The organism is Streptomyces sp. NPDC048269, assembly GCF_040652395.1.
GTDB lineage: Bacteria > Actinomycetota > Actinomycetes > Streptomycetales > Streptomycetaceae > Streptomyces.
The window spans coordinates 1-22,284 of sequence record NZ_JBEZLW010000057.1 but is presented as its reverse complement, the minus strand read 5'-3'; the positions used below and the strand labels follow the sequence as shown (position 1 = coordinate 22,284).

Annotated in this window: 19 protein-coding genes, 1 tRNA gene and 4 pseudogenes; 9 read left to right on the top strand and 15 right to left on the bottom strand. The window is 67.5% G+C overall.

Annotated elements, in window-relative coordinates; translation table 11 throughout:
* Positions 1–27 precede the first annotated feature (27 nt).
* Together AB0D48_RS33515 and AB0D48_RS33510 are read right to left on the bottom strand one after the other, a co-directional pair.
* The gene (locus AB0D48_RS33515; protein ID WP_362405734.1) at positions 28–891 is read right to left on the bottom strand and encodes an NAD(P)-dependent oxidoreductase; all 864 of its coding nucleotides are present in this window, start codon (positions 889–891) and stop codon (positions 28–30) included.
* Between the two features lie 1,143 nt (positions 892–2,034).
* Complete coding sequence (locus AB0D48_RS33510) at positions 2,035–2,883, bottom strand: DUF317 domain-containing protein (protein ID WP_362405731.1); 849 nt, start codon at positions 2,881–2,883, stop codon at positions 2,035–2,037.
* An 84-nt stretch (positions 2,884–2,967) separates the two neighbouring features.
* Here AB0D48_RS33510 and AB0D48_RS33505 point away from each other — a divergent pair, with 84 nt between their 5' ends.
* Both AB0D48_RS33505 and AB0D48_RS33500 read left to right on the top strand, forming a co-directional pair.
* Positions 2,968–3,624, top strand: coding sequence for a hypothetical protein (locus AB0D48_RS33505; protein WP_362405728.1), 657 nt, complete (start codon positions 2,968–2,970; stop codon positions 3,622–3,624).
* 308 nt (positions 3,625–3,932) lie between these two features.
* Positions 3,933–4,178, top strand: a pseudogene (locus tag AB0D48_RS33500) (hypothetical protein); the annotation flags it as partial.
* A gap of 224 nt (positions 4,179–4,402) precedes the next feature.
* Here the strand turns inward: AB0D48_RS33500 and AB0D48_RS33495 are convergent.
* Together AB0D48_RS33495 and AB0D48_RS33490 are read right to left on the bottom strand one after the other, a co-directional pair.
* A tRNA-Met gene (locus tag AB0D48_RS33495) sits at positions 4,403–4,476 on the bottom strand.
* 406 nt (positions 4,477–4,882) lie between these two features.
* The gene (locus tag AB0D48_RS33490; RefSeq protein WP_362405725.1) at positions 4,883–5,410 is read right to left on the bottom strand and encodes an RICIN domain-containing protein; all 528 of its coding nucleotides are present in this window, start codon (positions 5,408–5,410) and stop codon (positions 4,883–4,885) included.
* A 455-nt stretch (positions 5,411–5,865) separates the two neighbouring features.
* Between AB0D48_RS33490 and AB0D48_RS33485 the strand changes: the two genes are divergently transcribed.
* Entirely contained in the window at positions 5,866–6,231 is a 366-nt protein-coding gene (locus AB0D48_RS33485; RefSeq protein ID WP_362405722.1) for a hypothetical protein, read from the top strand.
* A gap of 107 nt (positions 6,232–6,338) precedes the next feature.
* Here AB0D48_RS33485 and AB0D48_RS33480 read toward each other — a convergent pair whose 3' ends face one another.
* Complete coding sequence (locus tag AB0D48_RS33480) at positions 6,339–7,466, bottom strand: DnaB-like helicase N-terminal domain-containing protein (protein WP_362405719.1); 1,128 nt, start codon at positions 7,464–7,466, stop codon at positions 6,339–6,341.
* Positions 7,466–8,491: pseudogene (locus AB0D48_RS33475) on the bottom strand (DNA cytosine methyltransferase); the annotation flags it as partial. The pseudogene AB0D48_RS33475 and the gene AB0D48_RS33480, both read right to left, overlap by 1 nt.
* Before the next feature lie 857 nt (positions 8,492–9,348).
* Here AB0D48_RS33475 and AB0D48_RS33470 point away from each other — a divergent pair.
* Positions 9,349–9,942: pseudogene (locus AB0D48_RS33470) on the top strand (MvdC/MvdD family ATP grasp protein); the annotation flags it as partial.
* Positions 9,943–9,987: 45 nt separating this feature from the next.
* On the top strand, positions 9,988–10,623 hold the full coding sequence (locus AB0D48_RS33465; RefSeq protein ID WP_362405772.1) for a hypothetical protein: 636 nt from the start codon (positions 9,988–9,990) through the stop codon (positions 10,621–10,623).
* A gap of 305 nt (positions 10,624–10,928) precedes the next feature.
* Here AB0D48_RS33465 and AB0D48_RS33460 read toward each other — a convergent pair whose 3' ends face one another.
* The 7 genes and pseudogenes from AB0D48_RS33460 to AB0D48_RS33430 form a co-directional block, all read right to left on the bottom strand.
* Complete coding sequence (locus AB0D48_RS33460; protein ID WP_362405716.1) at positions 10,929–11,345, bottom strand: hypothetical protein; 417 nt, start codon at positions 11,343–11,345, stop codon at positions 10,929–10,931.
* Entirely contained in the window at positions 11,342–13,462 is a 2,121-nt protein-coding gene (locus tag AB0D48_RS33455; protein ID WP_362405713.1) for an integrase, read from the bottom strand. The genes AB0D48_RS33460 and AB0D48_RS33455 overlap by 4 nt, the downstream gene beginning before the upstream one ends.
* Positions 13,459–14,946, bottom strand: coding sequence for a hypothetical protein (locus AB0D48_RS33450; protein WP_362405710.1), 1,488 nt, complete (start codon positions 14,944–14,946; stop codon positions 13,459–13,461). Before AB0D48_RS33450 ends, AB0D48_RS33455 begins: the two co-directional genes overlap by 4 nt.
* 12 nt (positions 14,947–14,958) lie before the next feature.
* Complete coding sequence (locus AB0D48_RS33445; protein WP_362405707.1) at positions 14,959–15,195, bottom strand: hypothetical protein; 237 nt, start codon at positions 15,193–15,195, stop codon at positions 14,959–14,961.
* On the bottom strand, positions 15,192–16,808 hold the full coding sequence (locus tag AB0D48_RS33440; protein WP_362405704.1) for an integrase: 1,617 nt from the start codon (positions 16,806–16,808) through the stop codon (positions 15,192–15,194). Before AB0D48_RS33440 ends, AB0D48_RS33445 begins: the two co-directional genes overlap by 4 nt.
* Positions 16,809–16,819: 11 nt before the next feature.
* Positions 16,820–16,954, bottom strand: a pseudogene (locus tag AB0D48_RS33435) (DNA cytosine methyltransferase); the annotation flags it as partial.
* Between the two features lie 204 nt (positions 16,955–17,158).
* Positions 17,159–17,461, bottom strand: coding sequence for a hypothetical protein (locus tag AB0D48_RS33430; RefSeq protein ID WP_362405701.1), 303 nt, complete (start codon positions 17,459–17,461; stop codon positions 17,159–17,161).
* Positions 17,462–17,483: 22 nt separating this feature from the next.
* Here AB0D48_RS33430 and AB0D48_RS33425 point away from each other — a divergent pair, with 22 nt between their 5' ends.
* Complete coding sequence (locus AB0D48_RS33425; RefSeq protein ID WP_362405698.1) at positions 17,484–18,050, top strand: zinc-binding dehydrogenase; 567 nt, start codon at positions 17,484–17,486, stop codon at positions 18,048–18,050.
* A 332-nt stretch (positions 18,051–18,382) separates the two neighbouring features.
* Here the strand turns inward: AB0D48_RS33425 and AB0D48_RS33420 are convergent, their stop codons facing one another.
* Positions 18,383–19,450: a site-specific integrase gene (locus tag AB0D48_RS33420; protein WP_362405695.1), complete on the bottom strand. Its 1,068-nt coding sequence runs from the start codon at positions 19,448–19,450 to the stop codon at positions 18,383–18,385.
* Positions 19,451–19,570: 120 nt separating this feature from the next.
* Positions 19,571–20,545, bottom strand: coding sequence for a YafY family protein (locus AB0D48_RS33415; protein WP_362405692.1), 975 nt, complete (start codon positions 20,543–20,545; stop codon positions 19,571–19,573).
* A 79-nt stretch (positions 20,546–20,624) separates the two neighbouring features.
* On the opposite strand from AB0D48_RS33415, the gene AB0D48_RS33410 reads away from it, so the two are divergent.
* From AB0D48_RS33410 to AB0D48_RS33400, 3 genes are all read left to right on the top strand, one after another.
* The gene (locus tag AB0D48_RS33410; RefSeq protein ID WP_362405689.1) at positions 20,625–21,359 is read left to right on the top strand and encodes an alpha/beta fold hydrolase; all 735 of its coding nucleotides are present in this window, start codon (positions 20,625–20,627) and stop codon (positions 21,357–21,359) included.
* A gap of 26 nt (positions 21,360–21,385) precedes the next feature.
* Positions 21,386–21,529 carry a hypothetical protein gene (locus tag AB0D48_RS33405; RefSeq protein ID WP_362405686.1) on the top strand — a complete coding sequence of 48 codons (144 nt, stop codon included), beginning with the start codon at positions 21,386–21,388 and terminating at the stop codon, positions 21,527–21,529.
* Between the two features lie 109 nt (positions 21,530–21,638).
* Positions 21,639–22,133, top strand: a complete 495-nt coding sequence (locus AB0D48_RS33400; RefSeq protein WP_362405683.1) for a recombinase family protein — start codon at positions 21,639–21,641, stop codon at positions 22,131–22,133.
* Positions 22,134–22,284 lie beyond the last annotated feature (151 nt).

Here is a 22,284-nt window from a genome sequence, read left to right as displayed (position 1 = left end):
TCAGCGAATGACGGCCCGCAGGGCGGACTACGGCGGCGGCTTCCGCAGGTAGTCGACGGAGGCGAGGTCGTCGTTGTCGTGGCCGGCTTCGACGGTTGCTTCCAGGCGGTCCCGGACAACTTGTAGCAGCGGGCTGGGGGCGGCAGCCGCTGCGGCCAGGTCGATGTCCTTCAGAGCGAGTTGCACCGTGAATCCGGGCGCGTAGGAGGCGTCGTCCATGAGGCCTATTTTCTGCAACTCGTACGGCATGGCGAGCGGGCCCGCCTCAAGCACCCGCACGAACGTCGCGTGGTCGACGCCGAGAGCGTCGCACAGCGAAAGGACGTCGCTCATGGCGACCGTCGAGGCCGCCATCCAAGCGTTGACCGCAAGCTTGACGGCGCTGCCCTCGGTCCCCGTCCCGATATGCAACACGGACGAGCCGAGATCGTCGAGCACGGGACGCGCACGCGCGAGGGCATCCTCGGTGCCAGCGGCCAGCCAGACAAGTTTGCCCTGCCGAGCGGGCGCGGTACTTCCCGAGACTGGGGCATCGAGGTAGGCAACACCGTGATCACGCGCCAGACCGGCCAGGGCGGCGGCGCTCCGTGGCCCTACTGTGCTCGCCTGCACCCAGACGGCACCTTCGTCGAGCCGGTCAATGGCGTCTGGCATGACCTCCGCGACAGCATCGCCGTCACGGAGCACAGTGATGACGACGGGAGCGCCGGCGACCGCATCGCCCAACACGCTCACCGCTGTGACCCCGGAAGCGTCGTCCGCCACCGCGCGGGCTCTCTCCTCCGTACGGTTCCACAGCCTTACCTCGTGGCCAGTATCTCCGAGCCGCGTTGCCATCGCGGCGCCCAGGGCGCCTGCTCCGAGAACAGCGACGGTGGAAGCGTGAGCCATGGAGAACCCCTTACTTGTTTCCCCTTACCCATGTTCCACCGGCAAGCCAAGCCTTTCCTGGCGAAGGAGCGCAGCGCCTGCAGCAAGTCGCTGATCGATCAAGTACCAGCTTGGGCGACCTGGAGGATCGTCACGGCACCCTGTGATCCAGGCGCTGGCAACCGCGGCGCCTCGCGCCTCGATGGAAGTGTGATCGAGCAACCCGAGGGGCTGAGCGTAGCGTCATAATGCGCTACGCTCCGTAAGGGGTCTCCGAGAAGCAACATGCGGCTTGATTCCCTTGGAGGGATGGGTGCCGGGAAGATCACCACGGAAACGACGCGGACCGGCACCGACTCGTTCCGGCTCGCCCAGACCCAGGAGAAGCGTCGCCGAGCCTGAGGCTGTATGCCCTCAGCCCGTACCGAAGAGACCGGCTCAGCGTTGATCTTCGCGTGCAGGTGCCCGCTGGCACTCACGTGATCACTAGGTTGGGAGAACCCCTTGCGGATCCGCTCGTTCGTCACCGCCATGCTGTTGGCCAGTGCAGCAGTCGTTTCCCTCTCCGCCACCGCCACAGCGGACGGCTGGGGCAGCTGCCGAGAGGGAGCCATGTTCGCTGACTATCAGAGCGGGGGGTTCTGGACCTGCGCCCAGGGCCGGTACGTCTACAGGGCCTGCCCTCCCGGTACCCGTGCCGAACAGCATGGTCAGGACAACGTCTTCTGCAATTACGCCTGACTCGGGCTCAAGCTGACCCGTCCCAACACCGAGGCCGGCGCCCCAATGGGGCGCCGGCCTCGGCCATGCTGAGCCCGCCCGCTCTCCGCGTGGCCGAGCCAATGCCCGTTCTCGTCGTCCACCGCGGCTCGGAGAATCCGCCGGTCCCGGATCGAACAGGGGTCGAGATCCGCAGAGTCGCCGCACCTGTCGGGGGCACGCCGGTGACCGGATCCGATGGTCCACGCCACTGCTTGAACGGTCGTGCCGCCGGATGTCGCGGAACAGCACGGGTATGTCCACGCTGTCGGTGTACACGAGGGGCGGGACGTCGGCGAAGGGGGAAGGAATCACCTGCCTACTGTGCCAGCGACCGGTGAACCCACCGGGCTCCGGGTCGATCCCGGCCGCACCCCCGACCCGATGCATCGGTTGGCGGAGAGTTCAACGTCTGGACGCAGGCGGGGGCGCCGATACCGGGGGCCGGGCTACCGCTGGCTCTGTGGAAAGACGGGGGGCGGTGCCGGCGGTCTGGAGCTGGGGCTGCCGGTGGCTTTGGGACGCAAGTTCAGAGGTGATGTCCTGGATTAGCGACGTGGGGGAGTACGCCGAGAGGTGAATGGCCCAGGTGGGTCTGCCGGCCGTGTTGCCGCCCCAAATGGTCCAGGCCGGCAGGACACTCCCCTGCTTCACGAACGTGTCGAAGCGGAGGCCCGCCCCGTCGGCGGTGGGCGCCGTCCAGTCGATCAGCCGGGCTCCGACAGTCAGGGACCAGCCGCCGATGTCGTCCAGAGGCCTGGAGGCCTCGGCGAGGTTCTCTGCCGTAACAGGGACGGTGGTTCCGCAGCCCCAGGCATGCTCGGAAGCGAGGCTGTTGAGGAGGGCGCGCATGATCTCGACCGGAGTGGTGGGGGTCGCGGTGGCGTGCCAGAGGCGTTCCCCGACGGGAGATTCGTAGGCGGCGACCGTCCAGGCGTTGTCGCCATGCATGGCTTCGTGGAGGAACTCGACGCGCAGCGACAGGGATTCATGGCTGGCGATGGTGGTCTCGTCGTGGGGCCGGTACTTCTCCCATTCCCTGTTGGCGGTGAGGAAGTCGTTTAGGAGGGCCTCGTGGTCGCCAGGGCCGGCGGCGTACACGGGCACCGTCTGCCACTCCTGCTCGGCCGGAGCGCCGGCCGGTGTGTGCGCGGGAGGCGACGACGTTGCGGTGGGAGGGGCTGCGAGGACTTCGACGGCGGCGCGCTCGGTGTCCGTCAGGGGGGCGGGCCGGGTGATGCTGAGCTTCGGCAATCGGCGCGGCTCGGTGTGTGGACGGGGACGGGTGAAGAGATGGCGGCAGCAGAGCTTCGGGGTGCCGCGAAGGGGCCGGCGCGGTTGGACTGGGAGCTGATGCCCCTGGAGGGCGTCGGGCCTCTGTGTTTCGGCATGCGTATCACTGAGGTCGCCGCGGTGTTGCCGGGCATGACCGAGATACGTCGGTTCCGGGCTGACCCCTCGTTCCAGGAGACCCTCGGCGTGGAGTTCGGCACGGGGCGTGCCGAGCCTGCTGTGTACGCCTACTTCGTCGACGGCCGGCTGTTCTGCGTCGCCGTCGACGCTGTCCACGGGCCACAGGTGACGCTCTGGGGAAGGGAGTTGACCGCCTGCGTCCCAGCCGATCTGGAACGGTTCCTCTCGCACGCTCACGAGTGTGGGGTGCTCGACGTGTCCTACGGCCCGCGGGGGAACCCTGGAGTCAACGGGCTCGGTCTGGTGGTGCGGGTGCAGGAGGTTGCCAGCGGCGTGGTGACCCGGCCGGTCATGGTGGGCCGCGCCTGGGCCGACCGGTGCACCGACGACTGGGAAGGCGCGATACCGGAGTGTGAATGGGTGGGCCGCCTGTGGCCCTATCCGGGCGAGGCGGGATCTTGGCCCCGCCCGGCCACAAGACACACTGCGGCGGCTGGCGACCTCCCTTCTAGCCTGTCCTCTTCCTGCGGTGATCTTCCGGCGCATGCGGCGTTCCCTCCGGATTTCTCTGCACGTGACTGAGGGGGGTTTGCGCTGTCATGGCCAGAGCGATGTCAGCGCTTCCCGCTACCGTCCAGGGATGCGAAGTCACTACGGAGTCCCGTTGACGCGCGACACCTTGAAGGACTGCGAGGGGTGTGGCGTCACCATCAGGTACAGGGGAGAAGGCCGACGTTCGGGGCATTGCCTTAGCTGTAGCCGGATGGCCCGCCAAGGTCGCCGATACAACCTGACGGCAGGCGACGTGAGGGCCATCTTGGAGTTACAGGGCGGCGTTTGCGCCTTGTGCGGCAACGGGCCCGAGGGGGACGCAAGCTCCTCCTACTGGCACATCGAACCGTGATCACGAATGCTGTGAGCCGTCGGACGCCGCATGGTCCATCTGCGGAGGGTGCGTCCGAGGCTTGCTGTGCAGCGGGTGCAATGCTCGGGGCGTTGCCTGGTACGAAGCTCTTCCCAGGGATCGTAGGGACTGGGAGCGCATGAACGACTACCTGACCAACCCGCCAGCCCGCCGTCTTCGCCTTGCAGGAAGGCTGAAGTTCTGCCTAGAGCACATCGCGCATCCCGTATGACCCAACTCAGGTAAGCCCCAGCTGCTGGCAGAAGTCGGCCTGGTCGGACTCCTTCAGGGGCGTCCCACAGACGCTTCGCGATGGTTCTTCGCGATTTGGGTGCCTCGCGAGACAGGGGGATTGCAATGCTGACGGTCAAGCCGCGAGCGGCAGAGGCCTCGCATGAAACGCCGGGGTACGGCAGAAGGGCCCGGATCGTTGACGATCCGGGCCCTTCTGATCAGTAGCGGGGACAGGATTTGAACCTGCGACCTCTGGATTATGAGCCCAGCGAGCTACCGAACTGCTCCACCCCGCGTCGGTGAACCTCACCCTACGGCACTTCCGGATCGCCCTTGACCAGCTTTGACCTGCTCGGGCGTCCTGCTGACCGGTGAGGGTGATGAGTTGAATGTCCATTTGGTCTGCTTGGGCGGTGAGGATGCGTGCCATGGCCATCGCCGGCCTGCCGAACGGCGACACCTAGCTGCGCGCGGTCGGCAACGACGGCAAGGCCTACCACAACGCCCGCTACCCGAGCGGCCACTGGCAGGGCTGGTGGCCACGGGCACGGGCGCCCAGAAGTTCTCCATCGCGGGCCTGCCGAACGGCGACGCCCAGATGCTCGTCACCCGCAGCTAGCGGGGCCTGCGGGCCCGCCTCACCGCGCGGTGAGGCGGGCCCGCAGGAAAGCACCGCTGTGAGCGGCAGGCGGGACCGGGAGGTCAGCCCGTCATGACGAAACGCCAGTCCTGGCCCGCGAACGTGCCGCACGCGGCCTGCTCGAGCGGCTGACCGCTCCAGGTCATGCCCCAGCCGGGGCCCATACAGAAGCCCGTGGCGCGGTTGCGGAGGCGGTAGTTGTCGTTGCCCATGTACTCGGTGACCCACACCTGGAGGTCGCTGTTCGCGCAGTATTGCTGGCGGATCACGGCGTGCTCGGCGGTGCTCTCCGGGGTCATGCACAGGTTGGTGGAGCGGACTTTCAGGAAGTACGCGTTCGTGCCGGCCCACTGGGAGTGGAATTGCTTGTTGTACTTGCCGTCGCAGGGGAACTGGATGAAGCCGGCGCCGACCGAGGTCGAGTTGCCGCCGACGGCGGCGCACATGCCCGTGTTCAGGGTCACGAGTCTGTTGTAGTAGCTGGCGTCCGGAGCGGCGGCTTCGGCGATGCCGGGCGAACCCAGAGTGAGGAGCACGGAACCGGTCAGCGCGGCGATGGCTCCGGTCAGCTTCTTCTTCATGATCTTCATCAGGCACTCCAATACGGGCATGGTGGACGGGACATGGCTGTGCCACCCGGACGTGCCGCACGCTGCGGTCGGCCGAGCCGTCGATCACCGTGGCAGAGCCCGCATTTTTGTGTCAGCACCTTCACGCCAAACCGTTCAGATTGGCCGGATCGAATCCGATGCATTCCGAAGCGCCATGGAATTAGCGTTCCCGATGCCCTGAGTTCATCGGGGAAATGGAGAAACCCCGCACTCCGGGTAGGCGCAGTGGGATGCGCGTCCGAACAGCACCTTGCAGAGCCTCGGGGTGAGGCTGAAGTCACTCACGTACTTGACGATATGGGAACCCACCGACAGCGGCGGGCCTGTTTGAGCAAGCACCCGCGGTGGGACTTCGGTCCTGGCGCCGGCTGTGTCGGAGGTCCCTCCGGACGGGTGCATGCAGCAGCATGTCCATCTCTCTGTGAGACGACGCGGTGGACGAATCGGAACTGCCCCAAGAAAAGATGGATGGTGAGGCGGCCGACGGCGATGTCGTCGTGGATTCGCTGGGCTTCGGCGCTGACCTCGCGGACCTCGTCCTGGGTCAGCCAGGTCATTGGGTAGTTGCCGTAGGTCCACTTGGTGGCGATCTCCTCTTGGAGCGCGGGGTCGATTTCCACGGTGGTGCCGCCATCGCGGAGGGCCCGGGCGGCTTGATCGGCGTAGTGGGGTTCGTCGTGGTCGATGCGGGCCAGGGCCATGGTTGCGTCGCTGGTCCAGCGGAATCCGTGCTCGGCGAGGGCGGCGCGGGCGAGATAGCGGTCGGGCCCGTGATGGTGGCGGTCACGGCGCTGGTGTGATCGGGGTGGAGGGCCAGGCGGACGTGGGCTTCGAGTGCGGGGCGGGGCATGCCGCTCGCTTCTCGGGTCCGGCCGGCAGGTGGCCGGCCGGACCCGGTGGGGTGGGGTTATCGGGAGGACCGCGAGGAGACGGTGGTGGTGCTGGTGCGCGGGGCGGGCGGCCCGGCCCGGGTCGTCGGGGCTGGTCGCGTGCGCGGACGTTCGACTGGCGGTTGGCCGGTGGCGTGCTGCCAGCGGGCCCGGACCGCGGTGAGGTCCGCGAGCGCTCGGCGGCTGCCGGTGACCAGCTGGTGCGGGGAGTTCGACGGGTCCTGCGCGAAGGCCTGGATGTGCAGGGCAGCTGCATGAGCGTGATGGAGGAGGGAGCGCCGCAGAATTTGCTCGCCCCAGTGCTCCGGGGCCCCGGCCGGAGTGGCGAGCAGCTCCAGGACGTCCTGCGCTGCGAACGCCGGCGTGAGCAGGCCATGGTGCTGGGCCTCCCAGAGCACGGTCACCTGGTCGACCGGCTCGCACCGGCTGGCCAGTGTGGTCAGGCAGCGGTACAAGGCACCGTGCAGCGGCAGGGTGAAGTCCTCCGGGCGCAACCACCGCATCGACGGCAACGCGGCGGGATGGGCGGTGGCCGTCGACAGCATCAGCCGCTCCTCGCTGGCGACGTCAGGGTCGGCCTCGCGGCTCGGCGGCATCGGTGGCGGGGTGCGGGGCAGCGAGCCCGGGTGTGAAGGGAAAGACGCGCTCAGGCCGTCGAAGAGGGAGGCGAGGGCGTCGGCCCGCCGCAGCGTCAGGGTGACGGGGTCAGGCAGTGAGGTGTCGGTGGCCGCGTGGATGAGCAGTTCGGCGTGGCCGAGGACGGTGCGGCGGGCATGGTCGGCCCGGACCATCCGTGCGTACGCGGGGGCGTGCGCGGGGTCGGGGCATGCCCCGGCCAGGGTGTGGAGGTAGGCGGCGGTCAGCCCGCGGGCGTGGGGGCGGGCGTGGTCGAGGACAGCTGTGATCCAGACCGGCTCCTTGGCGTGGAGGGCCGCGGCTGGCGGGGGGAGCGCGGCCATCGCTGCGAACAGCGCGCGGTGCCCGGCGGAGGCGAAGTGTTCGGGGCCGAGCGGGCCGATCGTCTTGATCCGGTGAGGGTCGAGGAGAAGCGCGCCGAGGAGTGCCTGCTCGGCGTGGTGGACGGGCGGGTTCGCGGGGATGTCCTCCAGGCCGAAGTCTGGCTCGGGCAGCCGGTTGTTGGGCATCAGGCCGCCAGGATGAAGTCGGACCGGGTGAGGGTCTTGTCGAGGTGCGGAGCCAGAAGGTGGGCGGCCAGCAGCGGGGGCACAGCGTTGCCGATCTGGGAGAACTGCTGGCCCTTGTTCCCGGCCCAGGGGTAGTCGGCGGGGAAGGTCTGCAGCGCACTGGCCTCGGCGGCGGTGATCCGGATCGGGTCCGGGGCCGTCTTCTTCTCGTCGGGGCCGGCGCAGGGTTCAGCGACCCATACGCACTCGTTCGCTCGGTGGCCGAAGAACAGCGTCCCGGCCGGCTCGTCGATGCCGCGGATGGTCGCGTTGGCCTGGTTGTTGCTGCGCAGCGACCAGGACCGGCGGTGTTTCCCGCAGGTGCAGGTCGGGGAGTCCGTGCGGGAAGTTCGAAGGCGTGTCCGGTGGGAGGCGGGGAGTGGGCTGGGCGGCTTCCAGGTACCGCGGTCTCGGGCGTCGGTGAGGGTCTTGCGGGCCCCTGAGGGGAACGGCTCCGGGCCGCCTCCGGGGCCGCCGCCGGCGCAGACGGTTGGGACGGGCCGGTCGGTGGCGCCCCAGCCGAGGGCTTCGGCCATGGACACCCACTTCTCGCGGCCCGGCCCGAACAACGACTCCGGCTCGGCGGCGTGGGCGTGGGTCGGCAACGGCGGCTCGGCTGTGCGGGTTCGGGAGGCGATCAGGATCGCCCGCTTCCTCGTCTGGGGTACGCCGTAGTCGGCGGCGTTGAGGATCCCGGTCCAGACGGAGAAGCCCCAGCCCCGGAGGATGACGGCGTACTGCCGCCACAGCGGCAGGACGTCCGGGACCTCCTCCATGGCGATCCACTCCGGCTCGCCCGCAGAGTGCAGGGCGTGGAGGTAGCGCATCGGCTCCGCGGCCAGTAGGGATCGGGGGTCCTTGCAGGCGGCCAGCAGCTTCTCCCGGGTATCGCGGCCGTCGGCAAGGTCGGCGACGGCCTGGTGGACCAGCGGCTGGTCCACCAGGCCGAGCCGCTTGCCGGCCATCGACCACGCCTGGCACGGCGGTTCCCCGTCAAGTTCAGTGTGTTGAGTATCTTCCTCCTCGGGACAGCGCTCGCTCAGGTGGTTTCTTGTGGTGTTCTGCGGGTGTGATCGGGAATGAATGTTCTCCTCAGGAAGAGAGGGCTCGCCAGAGGCCCTGCTGCTGGTGAGCTCGCCTATTCGACTGTCCCCGGCGCGGGTTCCGGTCTGTGACTGTGGTCGCCAGTGGTCAGCCTCGGCGTCCGCTGCGCCTCTCCCCATGGCGCTCTGTCGGCGGCATGGCCTGCTTGGCCCGCATCGGTCGCCTCCATCCCTCGCGCCGGAGCCCCTTCGGTGAGCCGGGGCATCAGCTGCTCGCCATCGAAGAGGAGTGGCCGCGCCGGCGAGGGGGCCTCGGCATGCGAACGCGTGATTCGGCTCGCAGAATGGAGGGAGGAGCCATTGGCGGATGTCTCTGCCAAGTTTCTCTTCGAGGAGGCGGATGACTACTCGAAGGTGAGGTTGGGCCGTGATCTTGCGCGATACCCTGTTGCATTAGTCGTGCGATAGTCGTGCTCCTCGGCCGACGCCGACCGCGACGTCGTTGCGTGAACTGACCGCGCTTCATACCAATGCGTCCGCGACGCTCTGCGATCCTGTAGATCCATCTGTGACACGGAGGAGGCACTTATGAATGAGAAACAAGGAACTGGGCAGTACCAGCCAGAGGAGCCAGGGGTCCAGGTGGTGGCCATCCCCCCTGGGAAACTGGACGACGCGAGAGAGGCCGTGAAATCTCTGCTTGCGGAAGGTGAGGAGTACGACGAAACGCTGCGATTGAGCGGAACGGGCTGTCGGCACACAACGAATGGCGATTTGCATTGCGGTGACACCGACCCGACATGACGTGCTGGGGTAGCCCCTGCGGCACGAAGTTCAGGATCGCGACGGGAAAGAGGGAGTTTAATGGATCGGCACGACCGGGCGGAAATTGCGGGCCGACCGCTCCCATTCATCATGCAAGTCGCCGGCGAATGGATCGACGTGAGGGACATTCCATTTCCGAACGATCCTGCTCTTCTATTTCGGGATCGAGTTCCCCTGACTGGAAATCTCAACGTCACCGCAGGCGGGTCAGACGTTCAATTCTCGGACATCGGCGTGGCGTCGTGATCCTGATCATTTCCGATCAGGATCACGACGGCCACGTCGCATCCGTCAGATCGGAACTGTCACGCAGGGGTGAGGAATTCCGGATCTTCGATCCGGCCACGTACCCAGAGTCTTCCACTGTGACCTTGGAGAGTGCGCCAACGGGTGTGCGAGCATTCCTTAGTTGGGATGGTTGCGAGCTGGATCTAACTCGCGTCAAGAGCGTTTGGTACCGCCGACCTGGCCCATTTGCCCTGTCGGATGAGCTGACGACAGAGGAGGATAAATGGGTCCGCTGTGAATGCGATCATCTGTTTCGCGGGGTTTGGGGGAGCCTGCACGGGCTATGGGTGAGCTACCCTGACGCGATAAAACGGTCAAGCGTGAAGATGACGCAGCTCGACATGGCCATGAAAATGGGGTTCTGTGTACCTCGCTTCACCGTTACGAATGACGTTGACGTAGCCTCGCAATTCATCTCCTCGTGTGATGGAGGGGTCGTAGTCAAGGTCCTAGCAAATCCGGCAATCAACTATTCGGAGCAAGCCTGCACGCTATACACTCATTTGATCTCCAAGAAGGACTGTGATCTGATCGATTCAGTACGATTCGGCCCCACATTCCTCCAGGAATTTGTCGAAAAATCAATGGACGTGCGCGTCACTGTGTTTGGTGAAGAGTTGTTTGCTGTCGGCATCGACTCGACATTTCTGGCGGATGCTCGCGTAGACTTTCGGCGGGCTAATATATACGACCTTCCGCACGTGGTACTGACGTTGCCGGAAGATTTGCGGTCGATGTGTATCTCGATGGTGAGGCGACTGGGTCTCAACTTCGGAGCGATCGATCTCATCCTCACGCCGGACGGCCGATATCTGTTTCTGGAGATCAACCCAAACGGCCAGTGGTACTGGCTTGAATGGGTGACGGGAGTTCCAATGACTAAGTCGTTGTGCAACCTCCTGGTGTCCGGGAGCGGCAGGGAAGAATCACTCTGCTGGCCAGCCGGACTATCCCTCGACTGAACGGGTGGTGCTCGTCATGTCTGTTGACCAGCCCGATCGGTACGATGTGAGCACTATTCGAGAGGATGGCCTGTCGAGTGAAACACGGTATGTCTTTGTCCCTGTTGGGACGCATAGCGTCCGCGTACCGTCCCACGTGACTGCTCATCTGCAGTCAATTCCCCATGAGGAAACCCCTGATCTCGATGGCACTCGGGTGTGGATCGGGCATAGCGAGGCCGGCCTAGAGCTCCACTTGGGCGACGTAGATCGTTCCACGCTGGAGGACTAGCGCCAACAGCTACGCCGGTGGCCCAAAGGGCCGGTCAGCGGTGGGGGTGGGGCTGGGTTGGAAGGACCCGAACGCGACTGTCGGGAGTGGTGAGTTCGATCCGCAGCTGCCGGTTCTCCACCGTGAGCTGGTGCACGATGCGGACGAGCCCCTCGCGGTCGGCTTGGAGCTGGGCGATCTCGGCTTTGTCGTTGGCCCGGAGCTCTTTGAGCTTGACGATCTGCTGCCGCAGCCGTATCTCGCTGTCGGGCGTCTGCCCGCGCTCGCTGACCTTGTCGTAGAACTCGTTCTTCAGGTCCACGTGGCGCTGGGTGAGCGCGTTGCGCGGGAGTTGGGCCTCCTGGGCCAAAGCGACGATGGTCAGGGCCCCGTTGGAGTGTTCGGGGGTCCCAGCCAGGATGCGGTGCATGGCGGCGTGGATGCGGTCGCGTTCGTTCAAGGCGGGGGTCATGGGGCGTTCTCCAGCGGGGTGATGCGGGTGCGGTCGTGTTCGTCGGCGATTGCGCGGAGCCTGTCGGCGTTGTTGCGCAGGCGGTCGCCGATGGGATCGGGCAGGCGGCCGGCCCGCTTGTCCAGGACGGCGGCCCGCTGACGGAGCTGTTCGGCGTGGTGGTCGGTTCGCGCGATGTTCGCGCAGGAGCTGACGCAGCGGTCCAGGCTGGGGGCGGAGTTGTCGGTGTCACGGTGACATAGCGCGCGGTCGCGGTTGTAGACACACATCAACAACGTGTTCGGGTTGTCGTAGACGGCCAGGTCCGAGTTGCTGAGGATCTTGCGGGCCGTGCGGGCGGTGATGACCGTGCCCTGGAATTGCGGGACGGTGGCAGCAGCGTTGATCGCGCGGCGGGCCGCCGGACCGGAGATGCCAAGTCCGTCGTCCAAGTCCTCCTGCAAGTCGGTGATGGTGTCGATGGTGGCGCGGGCGGTCTCGACGTCGAGCAGCTTGTGGATGCCGTCGCGGCTGCGGGCGGCATATCCGCCCGAGACGGCTGTTCGAAGATGGCCGTACTGAATGGCCAGGGCCACCAGCCCGCCCGGCCGGCGGGCGATATGCCAGGCCAGGGATCTGCGGAAGCGCTCGGTGCCGATGCTGCCGTGCGGGTCGGGAGGGATGACTTCATGACCCCGGCCCAGCGCGGTGGCTTCCTTGTTCGCCCAGGCCACGAAGTCCTCGATGCGGTCCACCAAGGTGGCGACACGCAGCGAGCCGTTGCCCTTCTGAATCTTGCCCTTGCCCAGGTAGTGGGCTCGGTGGTCGAACAGCAGGGCGTCGGGGGCGACGACGCGTTCCAGGACACGGACGGCGTGGACGACGGGAGCGATGGCCACCCAGGGGGCCTCGCGCAAGACGCCGGCCGACAGATGATTGCCGTCTCCATCCCGGGCGGTCTTGTAGACGTGGCCGTAGATCATGTGCTGCGGCGGCCCGCCGTTCTCGTACGGTTGGGGCTCGGGGCAGCAGCCGCTCCGCAGCCCCAGGACCTCGCCTGGCCGCATGCCGGTGAGGTAGGCGATGACGACGAAGCACGCCGTCGTCAGGTGTCGCAGCAGGTCGAGGGCCTCAGTGAAGTCGATGGCCTCACGCCAGGGCCGCTCGCCGATCTTCCCCATGACTGGGCTCTGCAGGGGGCTGGGACCCGACTGCCGGCTCACAGCCGGCCTCCACGTGGCCCCGGCGCGCTTGGAGACCTGATCTATGGAGGCCCCGGTAATACCCGCGACGTACTGGATGTTCATGCACCGGCGACCGGCATGCATGCGAGTGGGCAGCGGGTGGCCGGCAGCGAGGAGTCCCTCGACGTACGAATACAGCGCGGCCAGGGAGGCGGGGGTGCCGACGTTGCTGTTTGCCGCGGCGCTCAGCTGGCGGCGCTCGGCGGCCGCGGCCAGGATGTCCTCGGCGTAGTCATCGACCATCCGGATCGCCCAGACCAACAGCGGTCCCATCGTCTCGGGGGCAAGTTCCTCGGTGAGGTTCTCCCCGCCCAGGGCGCTTGTCGCGGGCGGCAGGTAGTCATCGACGCCGTGGACATCCCAGGGCGGTCTTCCGACGCCGAGGGGACTGGGGCCAAGCCCGTCGAACACCCACAGCCGGGTCAGCGCGATGAGCGCCTTGTGTACCGTGTTGCGGGACGTTCCGTTCTCCAGCAGACAACTCCCGTACTGATCGAGTGTCTTGCTGTCGCATGAACGCAGCGATCCCAGGCCCTGTGCGTGCATCCAGATGGCCAGCCGCCTCCAGTTCCACGCGGTCTGGTAGACGATGGGGGCGCTGGTGCGAGTCCGCCAGGACGCGGGACGCTCGCGCAGGAAGCTCGCTGTGAGCTCGCCGTTGATCAGCGTCCAGGCGATCAGGCGGAACTCCTCCCGCAGGCCGGCCGGAAAGGCATCCCAGTAGATCGCCCCGACGTCCGCGCTGGGGTTGCCGTTCATCGGTGCCATCGGCCAGACGTTGTCGCCGTAGCGGACAACGGGGCCTGTGTAGCCATCGGCAATCAGGTGCGGGGCGAAGACGGGTGTGTCCGGGCCAGGCCGGAAGCCCCGGCCGGCATCGATATCGAGGGTCATACGGCCAGCCCTCCAGTCAGCAGGTCGTCGATCAAGTCCCGGTCGTCATCGGTCACCCCGGAAAGCGCCTTGGCCCAGGCAGCGGGGCCGAGGAGTCTGCTCAAGTGCTCCAGCCGGGCATGGGTATCGCCCCAGTCGGCCTGCCACAGCGTCGGGTTCATCGCGCTACGCAGGTTCGTCAGCGCATGGTGCAGGTGGGCCAAGCGGGAGTGGTGGCCGGGGTGGATGCGCGCGTTGGTGCAGCCCAGGCACGCCAGGAACGATGCCCCGCAGCGGCCGTCCGGGCCGGAGTAGGGGCCGTCCTCGAAGTCCCGGCAGTCTGCAGTCGCCGTCTCGACGTCACCCGGCACCGGTGCATCGCGCACTTCGGCCGCCAGCACTACCTGCTCGGCCTGCTGGCGGGCGGCTTCGGCGGCCGCCGCGATCACCGGGGTGGCCGCCTCCCGGGCCCGCGCGTCGGGCATGACGTAGGTGGTGTCGTGGGTGTCCTGGCCGTTCTGCCCCGGCTCACGTCGCTCTACCACGTTCACCGTGCGCCGACCGCGCCGAAACGGCGAGCCGACGGCAACTCCTGCCAGCTGGCCCCAGTGGGCCGCACTGTTCTCACCGATACCCAGGCGGAACCAGTCGCCGACGCCAGCACCGCGGCCTCGTACGGTCGTGCGCCAGATGATCAGGCGGTTCGTGCCCGGGGCCATCGCCTCCACCGCCTCCCGTGCGAAGTGGGTGGCCGCCAGGGCCTGTGTGATCAGCCGCCCCGGGGAACCGGAGCCAAGATCGGTGACGTTGCGGGTCTCGTGGTGCTGACCGCTGCCGCGCTTGCGCTTGACCAGTTCGAGGCGGTAGGTCGGACGCCCGTCCGGTCCGCTGTCCGCGCTCGCACGGGGCACCGGCAGAGTGTGGATGACCGAAAGGTTGAACCCGAACTCCGCCATCAGCAGCACACCCAAGGACGTCGCCTCCAGGCGCGTCAAATACAGCCGCTGCCACGTGTACTGCTTGCTGCCGCCTCCCAGGGCCCGGGCATACCGGGGGACGACGAGGAGTTCCCCGCGTTCACCGACCGCACGGCAAGGCACGTGACCAGTGCCTGCAAGGCACTCCAGCGCCTCCCCGATCAGCCAGTCACGGCTGCCCTCGGTGAAGGCGCCCGCCCGCCACTGCTCGAGATGACGCGCGTTGTGCTCGATCCGCAGCAACGCGTTGCGGAAAACCCGGCGGGCCGCCGTCTTGATCTGATCGAACTCGGCATTGGTGTACGAAGTCTCCTGGGTGCGGGGCTTGGGAATGCGCTTGCCCATCGCCTCAGCCACCTCACCCACCACCCGCGGGTCATCGATCAGCAACGCACCCAGACGTCGCACCTGGTGAAAGCCACCGACCCGGGTGGTGCGGCTGAGTTTCCAGGAGCTCCAAACGGACGTGGTGATCGCGTCGACGTCCTGCGGCGGCTCCGGCAACGCCGCCAGCCAGTGCGCGAACACCCGCAACAACTCCTACACATTCGCGCTGGTCTCGACCGACTCCCAGCGCTGGGGCCGGCATCGCGCGGCAAACAACACGGCCAGCGAACGCTGCATCGCCTCGGTGACCGGCAGGGCGGAGAAGTCATAGGACCGCACGGATCCATCCCGCAGGTCGCGGTGTTCAACGACCAGGCCGCCGCCGTCCAGCACGTCGGGACGGTGGTGAACGGTCTGCGGCAGGGACGCCCTGCGTCCGCGGCGGCTCATCCTGCGTGTCCTTTCCTCTTCACTTCCATCCGGATGTCGATGTCCTGGATTCCTTCGGTCTCCCGGGCCACCCGGGCGAACACTTCGTCCAGCGACCCTTCGGATTCCGCCTCGTCACGGCCCGGCAGTGGAGCGCTCCCCAGCAGGGACCGCAACTGCAGATCCGCCACCGGCGCCAGATAGATCGCCCTCGTGGTCTCCAGATCCGCGTGGCCCAGCAGGTCCTGCACCATCCGCCACGGATCCCCGTAAAGCAGCCGGAAGTCCCGCCGCTCCTCAGGTGTCAGCCCGAACTTGCGATCCATCAAGTAGTGCAGGACCACAAGCATGTAGAGGGCAAACGAATGACGCGCACTATGCGGGGTGGCCTGCGGTGCGACACTGCGGTACGGATCCAACCCTGGGGTGCCGGGCGCCGGGTCAAGCACAGTGCGACATCGCTCGTTGGCCGTGCGGAACACGTTCTCCCAGGACGAGACCTGAAACGGCAGGCCCTGCTCGTTCAACCACAGCCACAGCGGTTCCGCCCCCTGCGGACCCTCCGTGTAGAGCGTCATGCGCTCGGCCACGGTCAGGTCCGCCAGGGCTTTCCTGCCCACGACCCCGTTGCGCTCGCACCAGTGGACCTGTCGTTTGGTGCCGGTGGTCACCTGGGTGACCAGACGCATGTCCACCACGGCGTCGTACCTGCCGGCCGCTTGCGCCTTCCGGACCGCCTCCGCACGCAGTCCCTGCTGGTATGCCTCAACCTCACCCAGGACGTGCACCGCGACGTAGAACGTGCGCGACTTCTTCGACCGGGTCACCGCAGCGGCGATCCGCCCGACGTAGTAGCGGTCACCCTGCAACCGAATCGAGGGGATCTCGAAGGTCAGCAGCGAACCACCCTCGCTCAGCCGCATACCCGAGGAGTAGAGCAGATCGGCAAAGGCGACATTGCGGTCCTCCAGCCGCCCGGCCCACGTCGGATCCGGCAACCCGCCGGAGCCATGCCCGCGCACCCCCACCTCAATCCAGCGGCGCCAGGCGCGTGGAGTCAGCCACCTCACATCGCTCCGCTTGGCGTCCTTCGCCTTCCCCGCCGGCACGCGGATCATCGTGCCGTCACGGCTGAGGATCTCCTTCATCGCTACCGGGTTCTGCGGGATGAGTTCCCGGCCCTCCGCCCAGGTGTAGAGCCCTGCCAGCGCGGTCAGTTCGCGGTCCCACTTCGCTCCGCTGACACGGTTCGCATTGCCCGGGGCGAAGCGACGCCAGTCCTCGTAGTCGTCCACGTCCTCCGCGACGGCCTGCGTCCACACATGCCCGCGTGCCCACAAGAAGTTCAGGAACAGGCAGATATCGGTGGTGTAGTTCCGCTTCGTCTCCGCGGTGTACCGACGAAACCGCCGTGTGCGGAGGTAGAGGCAGAGTAACTCGTCAACTCGGTAGTCCGGGGCAAGCAGGATCGGATCCCCGGGGCTGATGCCCGCCCGCTTCTCAGCCCCGGCCAAGTCCTCCCAGCCCTCTACCAGTGAAGGACGAACCCCACCCGGACCCGTACCCGGCGGTACCCAAAACACACGCCAGCCAGCCACCAGCAGACCCTCCCCGAGCTCCTTCAACACGCTCATTCAACAGGGAAGGGCGGGCTCGCTATGAACCCGTGGGTGCGGCCGACCAGCGGCCACACCGGGTACATCGCCACATCAGTACGGATCGTCAACTGGCCGGCACGGGCACGGGTTTTGCACGCCCACTCGTCCCACTCCAGACCGATGTCCCGTACGCCGAGGACATGCAGGGCGTGGCTCCAGCCCCCTGGGCCGTTCTGTCGGCAGAGTCTGTGTCCCTCGGCTCGGTGTCGCTTTGAGTGGCGGTTGAGGGTGTGGTGTCGGATCTTGTCATCGTGTCGCTTTCCACTGTGGGCATGTGCGGTTCTCGTGATGAAGGTCACCTCCGTGAGGTCGGGGCGGTTGAAATGTCAGCTGCACGAGCCGATAGCGCTGGTAACCCGCCGGGGCAGTGTCGTTACCTTCGTGTCAGCCGTGGCCTGCTCGCGCAGACGCTCGATCTCGAGGTGCTGGGCGGTGATCCGGGACAGCGCGAGTTGTTTGAACGCCTTGAGTTCGGCGAGTTCGGCCTCGTGCCGGTCTAGACGCTCCTTAAGCGCTGCGTTGGTCTTCTTGAGCCGTTCGATCTGCGCGGCCTTCGGGTCGGGGATCGCTCCGGCCTGGTGAAGGTTCTCGAGGCGACGCCTGGTCGAGGCCGGTGACCTCACGCGCAAGCCGGAGAAGGTCTCGTGGGAGGTGGCGGGCAGCCTGTACGTCGTCGGCGTCACCGCATGGGGGGCGGTACACGCCGTCCAGCCCGAGGAGGGCGAGACCGTCGTCATCTCCGGAGCCGCCGGGGGAGTCGGCTCGCTCGCCGTCCAGCTCGCGCGCCGTACCGGGGCCACGGTCGTTGGCTTGGCGAGCGAGAGCAACCACCGGTGGCTGAAGAGCCACGACGTGATCCCGGTCGCGTACGGTGACGGCGTCGCTGACCGGATCAGGGCCGCCGCGCCCAGCGGCGTGGACGCCTTCATCGACACCTTCGGCGACGGGTACGTCGAGCTGGCCCTCGCCCTCGGCGTCGCGACCGATCGGATCGACACCATCGCCGATTTCGCGGCTGCCGAGAAGTACGGGGTGAAGACTGACGGAGGGGTCGCGGCCGGGCCGGGGGCCAAGGTGCTCGCCGAGCTTGCCGGCCTGATCGCCGACGGACATCTCGAGGTGCCGATCGCGAACGTCTACCCGCTGGCGCAAGTCCGCGAGGCTTACACCGAGCTCGAACGCCGCCACACCCACGGCAAGATCGTCCTCAGGCCCTAATACGCCCTAGTGCAGGCGCCCGCACAGCGTCAGGTTTCCCGAACAGCTCGATGACCTGCTGCTCTGCGAGTGTGGAGGCGACCCGCCGGGCGACGGGGTTGGGCAGGTACTTCTCTGGGAACAGCGCGGAGACGTCTCCCACGTAGCCGCGCAGCCCAGGCGTCGCCGTCCACCCGCTGCGCCTCGGTCACGGTGAACCCGGAGTGCGCCCCGTGGTGCGGGTCGGTCTCCCGCCACATCGCATACGGCACCCCCGTACGGAAGTGCAGCTCGCCCTCGGGATTGATGACGGCGTGCACCTTGGTGTCCATACCCGGTGAACGAGCCAGCCGTCAGGAATTACGGCGGGCGGCGGGGTCGCGCTGGGCGACGTGCCGGGCGACTGCGTCGACGCTGGGGCGGGCGTACCGCTCCAGGGACCGGACGGAGGCGTGGCGGGAGCGGGCCAGCAGCATCGGGGTGGAGGTGCCGCCCTCGGCATCGTGCGTCAAGGCACTGTGACGGAGCCGGTGCAGCGTCCAGCCGTCCAGGTCCTCGATGTCCTCGGGCGAGGCGAGCGGGTTGGCCAGGAGCCGGGTGTTCTCCTCGAAGATCTCCTCAGCCCGGCGATACGACAGCCGGGCCCGGCCGGTCTCGGGGCACACGTCCAGCGTCGGAGTTCCGGCCGGTGCCTTGCGGCCTGTGAGGAACAGCGGGCCACGGGCGCGGCCCGCGATGAGGCGGGGCAGCAGCTGGGCGGTGCCCGACTGCCAGTGAATCCACTCGGTCGCGCCGCCCTTGGCCAGGGTCCTCCCGCGCTTGTCGCCCGGGTGCAGGTCCTCAACATTCAGGCACAACACCTCATCCGCCCGCGCCGCCGATTCGTAGAGCATCTTCCAGCACGTCTTCTCGCGCAGCGCGACGTCCAGGCGCCACAGGGCGGCGATCTGGTTCTCGGCGAGGGCTTTGGTGCGGTCCGGCGGTGCTGGCCGCCGTTCGATGCCGATCGTGGGATCGCCGTCGATCCAGCCCTGGCGCTGCCACCAGCCGATCGCCTTGCGTGCGATGGACAGTTCGCGGTTGACGGTGTCGGCGTCCATCTCGTCCGCCCGTGCCGCCGCCAGTTCGGCCAGCACCTCCGGCAGCGCCGGGTCGTCGATCGCGGCGACGGGGAAGACGGGCGGCTTCGCGCCCCGGCGGGTCGGTCCGGTCGGCGCCGGTTCGCCAGTAAGCATCCACCCCCACGTCGTCAGCGAGATCCGGTAGATCCGCGCGGAGGACTTCGCGATGCCGGCGCCGGTGAGGTACCGCTCGACCGCCGCGGTGTACGTGGCCGGAGGGGCGGACATGGGCACGACGCGGGCGCGCGGCAACCGCAACGCGCCCCCGCCACCGAGTTCGGTCACTGGTTCGATCGTCACGCCCGCCCCGCCCTTCTAGCACTGCCGCAGTAAATGCGTACACCTCACCCCAGCGGCCGGGATGCCCCGCCGCAGATCGCGATGATCACGGTAGAGGCTCCGCCGCAGTAAATCCGGCATTTACTGCGGTAGTTCGTCCGGTCTCCGCTGGGCGGCTGCGGTGAGCTGGGCGGCCAGATTCTTGAGCGCCTGCCGTAGTTCGTCGGGATGGTGGATGGTGAAGGGCCATTCCAGGGAGGCGAGCATGTGGGCCATGCCGTCCAGCCGTTCTGCCCGTGCGTGCATCAGGACGCCGGTGGGCTGGGCGGTGAGGGTCACCGCTGAGCGGGGCAGCCGTCGGGCGATCTCATCGAGGGGGCCATGGACCGTCACCTCGACCTGCCAGCGGTAGGGCCCCTGAGCGAGGGTCGAGGTCAGGTGGGCGACGGGGTCGAAGCCGTCGGGTGCGGTGAAGCTGTCGGCTCGGGAGGTGACGGAGGTGATGCGGTCGATGCGGAAGGTACGCAGGCTGTCGCGGAGGTGGTCGTGGCCGACGACGTACCAGCGGCCGGTGTGGAAGACCACGCCGTATGGGTCGATGTCGCGTTCGGTGTGTTCCTGGCGCCAGGACTGGTGGCTGATACCGACGGTCGTGTGGGCGCGGGAGGCCTGGGCCAGTGCCAGCAGGACGCCGGTTCCGGGTGCCTGACCGATCACGGCGTTGGCGGTGAAGGACAGGGTTTCCCGCATGGCGGCGAGCGGTTCGCGCAGGGCGTGCGGAAGCACCCGCTCGATCTTGGCCAGAGCACCGGCACTGGCCGGCGCGGCAGTCCCCATGCCCAGACGCTCTGCCGCGAGCAGGCCAAGGACCACGGCGAGAGCCTCGTCGTTGGTGAGGACCAGAGGTGGCATGCGGTAGCCGCGGGCCAGTCGGTAGCCACCGTAGCGGCCGCGTTCGGCCTCCACGGGGATGCCCAAGTCGCGTAGGTGGGCCGTGTAGCGGCGCACGGTGCGGACGTCGGTGTCCAGGCGGTCTGCCAGCTCCGCCCCGGTGAGCCGGGCGTTCGACTGGAGGAGTTCCAGCAGGGTCAGCACGCGGGTGAGGGGATGCGACATGGATCACTCGGCATTTCAGGGCGGATTCTGTCCTGTATCGACTTTACGCTCCCCGCAGCACCTACTTCTGGGAGATCACATGGCCACCTTCGTACTCGTTCCCGGCGCCTGGCTCGGGGCGTGGACCTGGGAAGACACCGCCCGCGCTCTGCAGGAGCGTGGTCACACGGCGCTGCCGCTGACACTGACGGGCCTGGCCGAGCACGCAGACCAGGGCGGACCCGAGACAGATCTGGACACGCACATCGCGGACATCACGGGATTCGTCGAGCGGAACGATCTGCGCGACGTCACGCTGGTCGCCCACAGCTACGCGGCTGCTCCGGTAACCGGGGCAGCCGGACGTCTCAGTGACCGGCTGGAGCGCGTGGTCTATGTGGACAGCGCCCCATTTGCCGCGGGCATGTGCATGCTCGACCTCATGCCACCGCAGGCAGCGGACCAGCTGCGCCAACAGGTCGACGCGTCTGGCGACGGGTGGCGGCTGCCGATGCCGCCGTTTGAGGTCCTGGGCTTGTCCAGCAGCCTCGACGGGCTCGATGAGGGCCAGCGGGACGCTCTGCGCTCGGGTGCCACCCCTCAGCCGTTCGGCGCCTTCACCCAGCGTCTCGCCGACCCGGCCGAGCCCGGTCCCGGTGTGGACCGTGTCCTGGTCGCGTGCCATGACTTCACGGGGCTGCTGGATGCCGGGGTGCCGATGCTGGCCTACCTGAACCAGCCGCCGTGGCGGCGCTTCGACCTGCCCACCGGGCACTGGCCGATGCTGTCCGCGCCCGCCGAACTCGCCGACATCCTCGACAAGGCCGTCTCCTGACCGCGCTGGCTGTGAGGCACAGCCCGATGCTTGACCACGAGAGCGTCCGCCGGCTGCGGGCGCACGCCCAGGCCCTGGTCGGCGGAGCACGGGAGGACTCTGCCGAGGCGGTCGTCCGACGGGTCTTCGCCATCCAGTCCCGCCGGACGGGCAGGCGCCGTTACACCTGAAGCGGGCCGTGCACGGCGAGAACGCGCGGCGGGGCTCGTACAGGCCGGGCGGTGGAGGCCACCGGCCAACATCACCACCAACGACACTGAGCCGAATGGGTGACGGGGGATGGACGCTCAGGACTTCAAGATCATCCCGTTGCCCCTTTGGCTCGCCAGTTCGATACCCCAACTCCGCTCCGGCGACACCATCACCGTCACCCGGCTCGACCGGCTCTTCTACTCCGTCCAAAACCTCATCATCGTCGGCACCGACCTGCGAGAACGCGGCATCCGGCTCCACGCCGTCGAGCAGGACATCGACAGCAACACCCTCGAAGGACGCGACTTCTTCAGCATGATGTCCGTCTTCGCCGGACTGCACCACGAATTCGTACGCGCCGCCACCAACGACGGGCTGGCCGCCGCCCGCGCCTGCGGCAAGACCGGCGGACGGCCCCCACGACTCACCCCCGAGCAAGTCGAACAGGCACAACAGCTCTACGACTCCGGCGCCCCGGTCCCCAAAATCGCCCGCACCTTCAAGAGCGCACCCGCCACGATCTACCGCTACATCACACCCCAAATGCGACTGAGCCCCTTGAGCTGGCCCGTGAGCGGCTGAGTTGGCCCGGCTGGGCGTCAGGGTTGGCCCGCAGGAGGCCTGTCCTCTTTCTCACATTGAAGTTCCCCCGCATACGTGGACACTCGTTTCTTACGCTGCGAGGGTGTGGTCTTGTTCGTGCCGCTGCCGTGTCTCGAGTGGGGTGAGATAG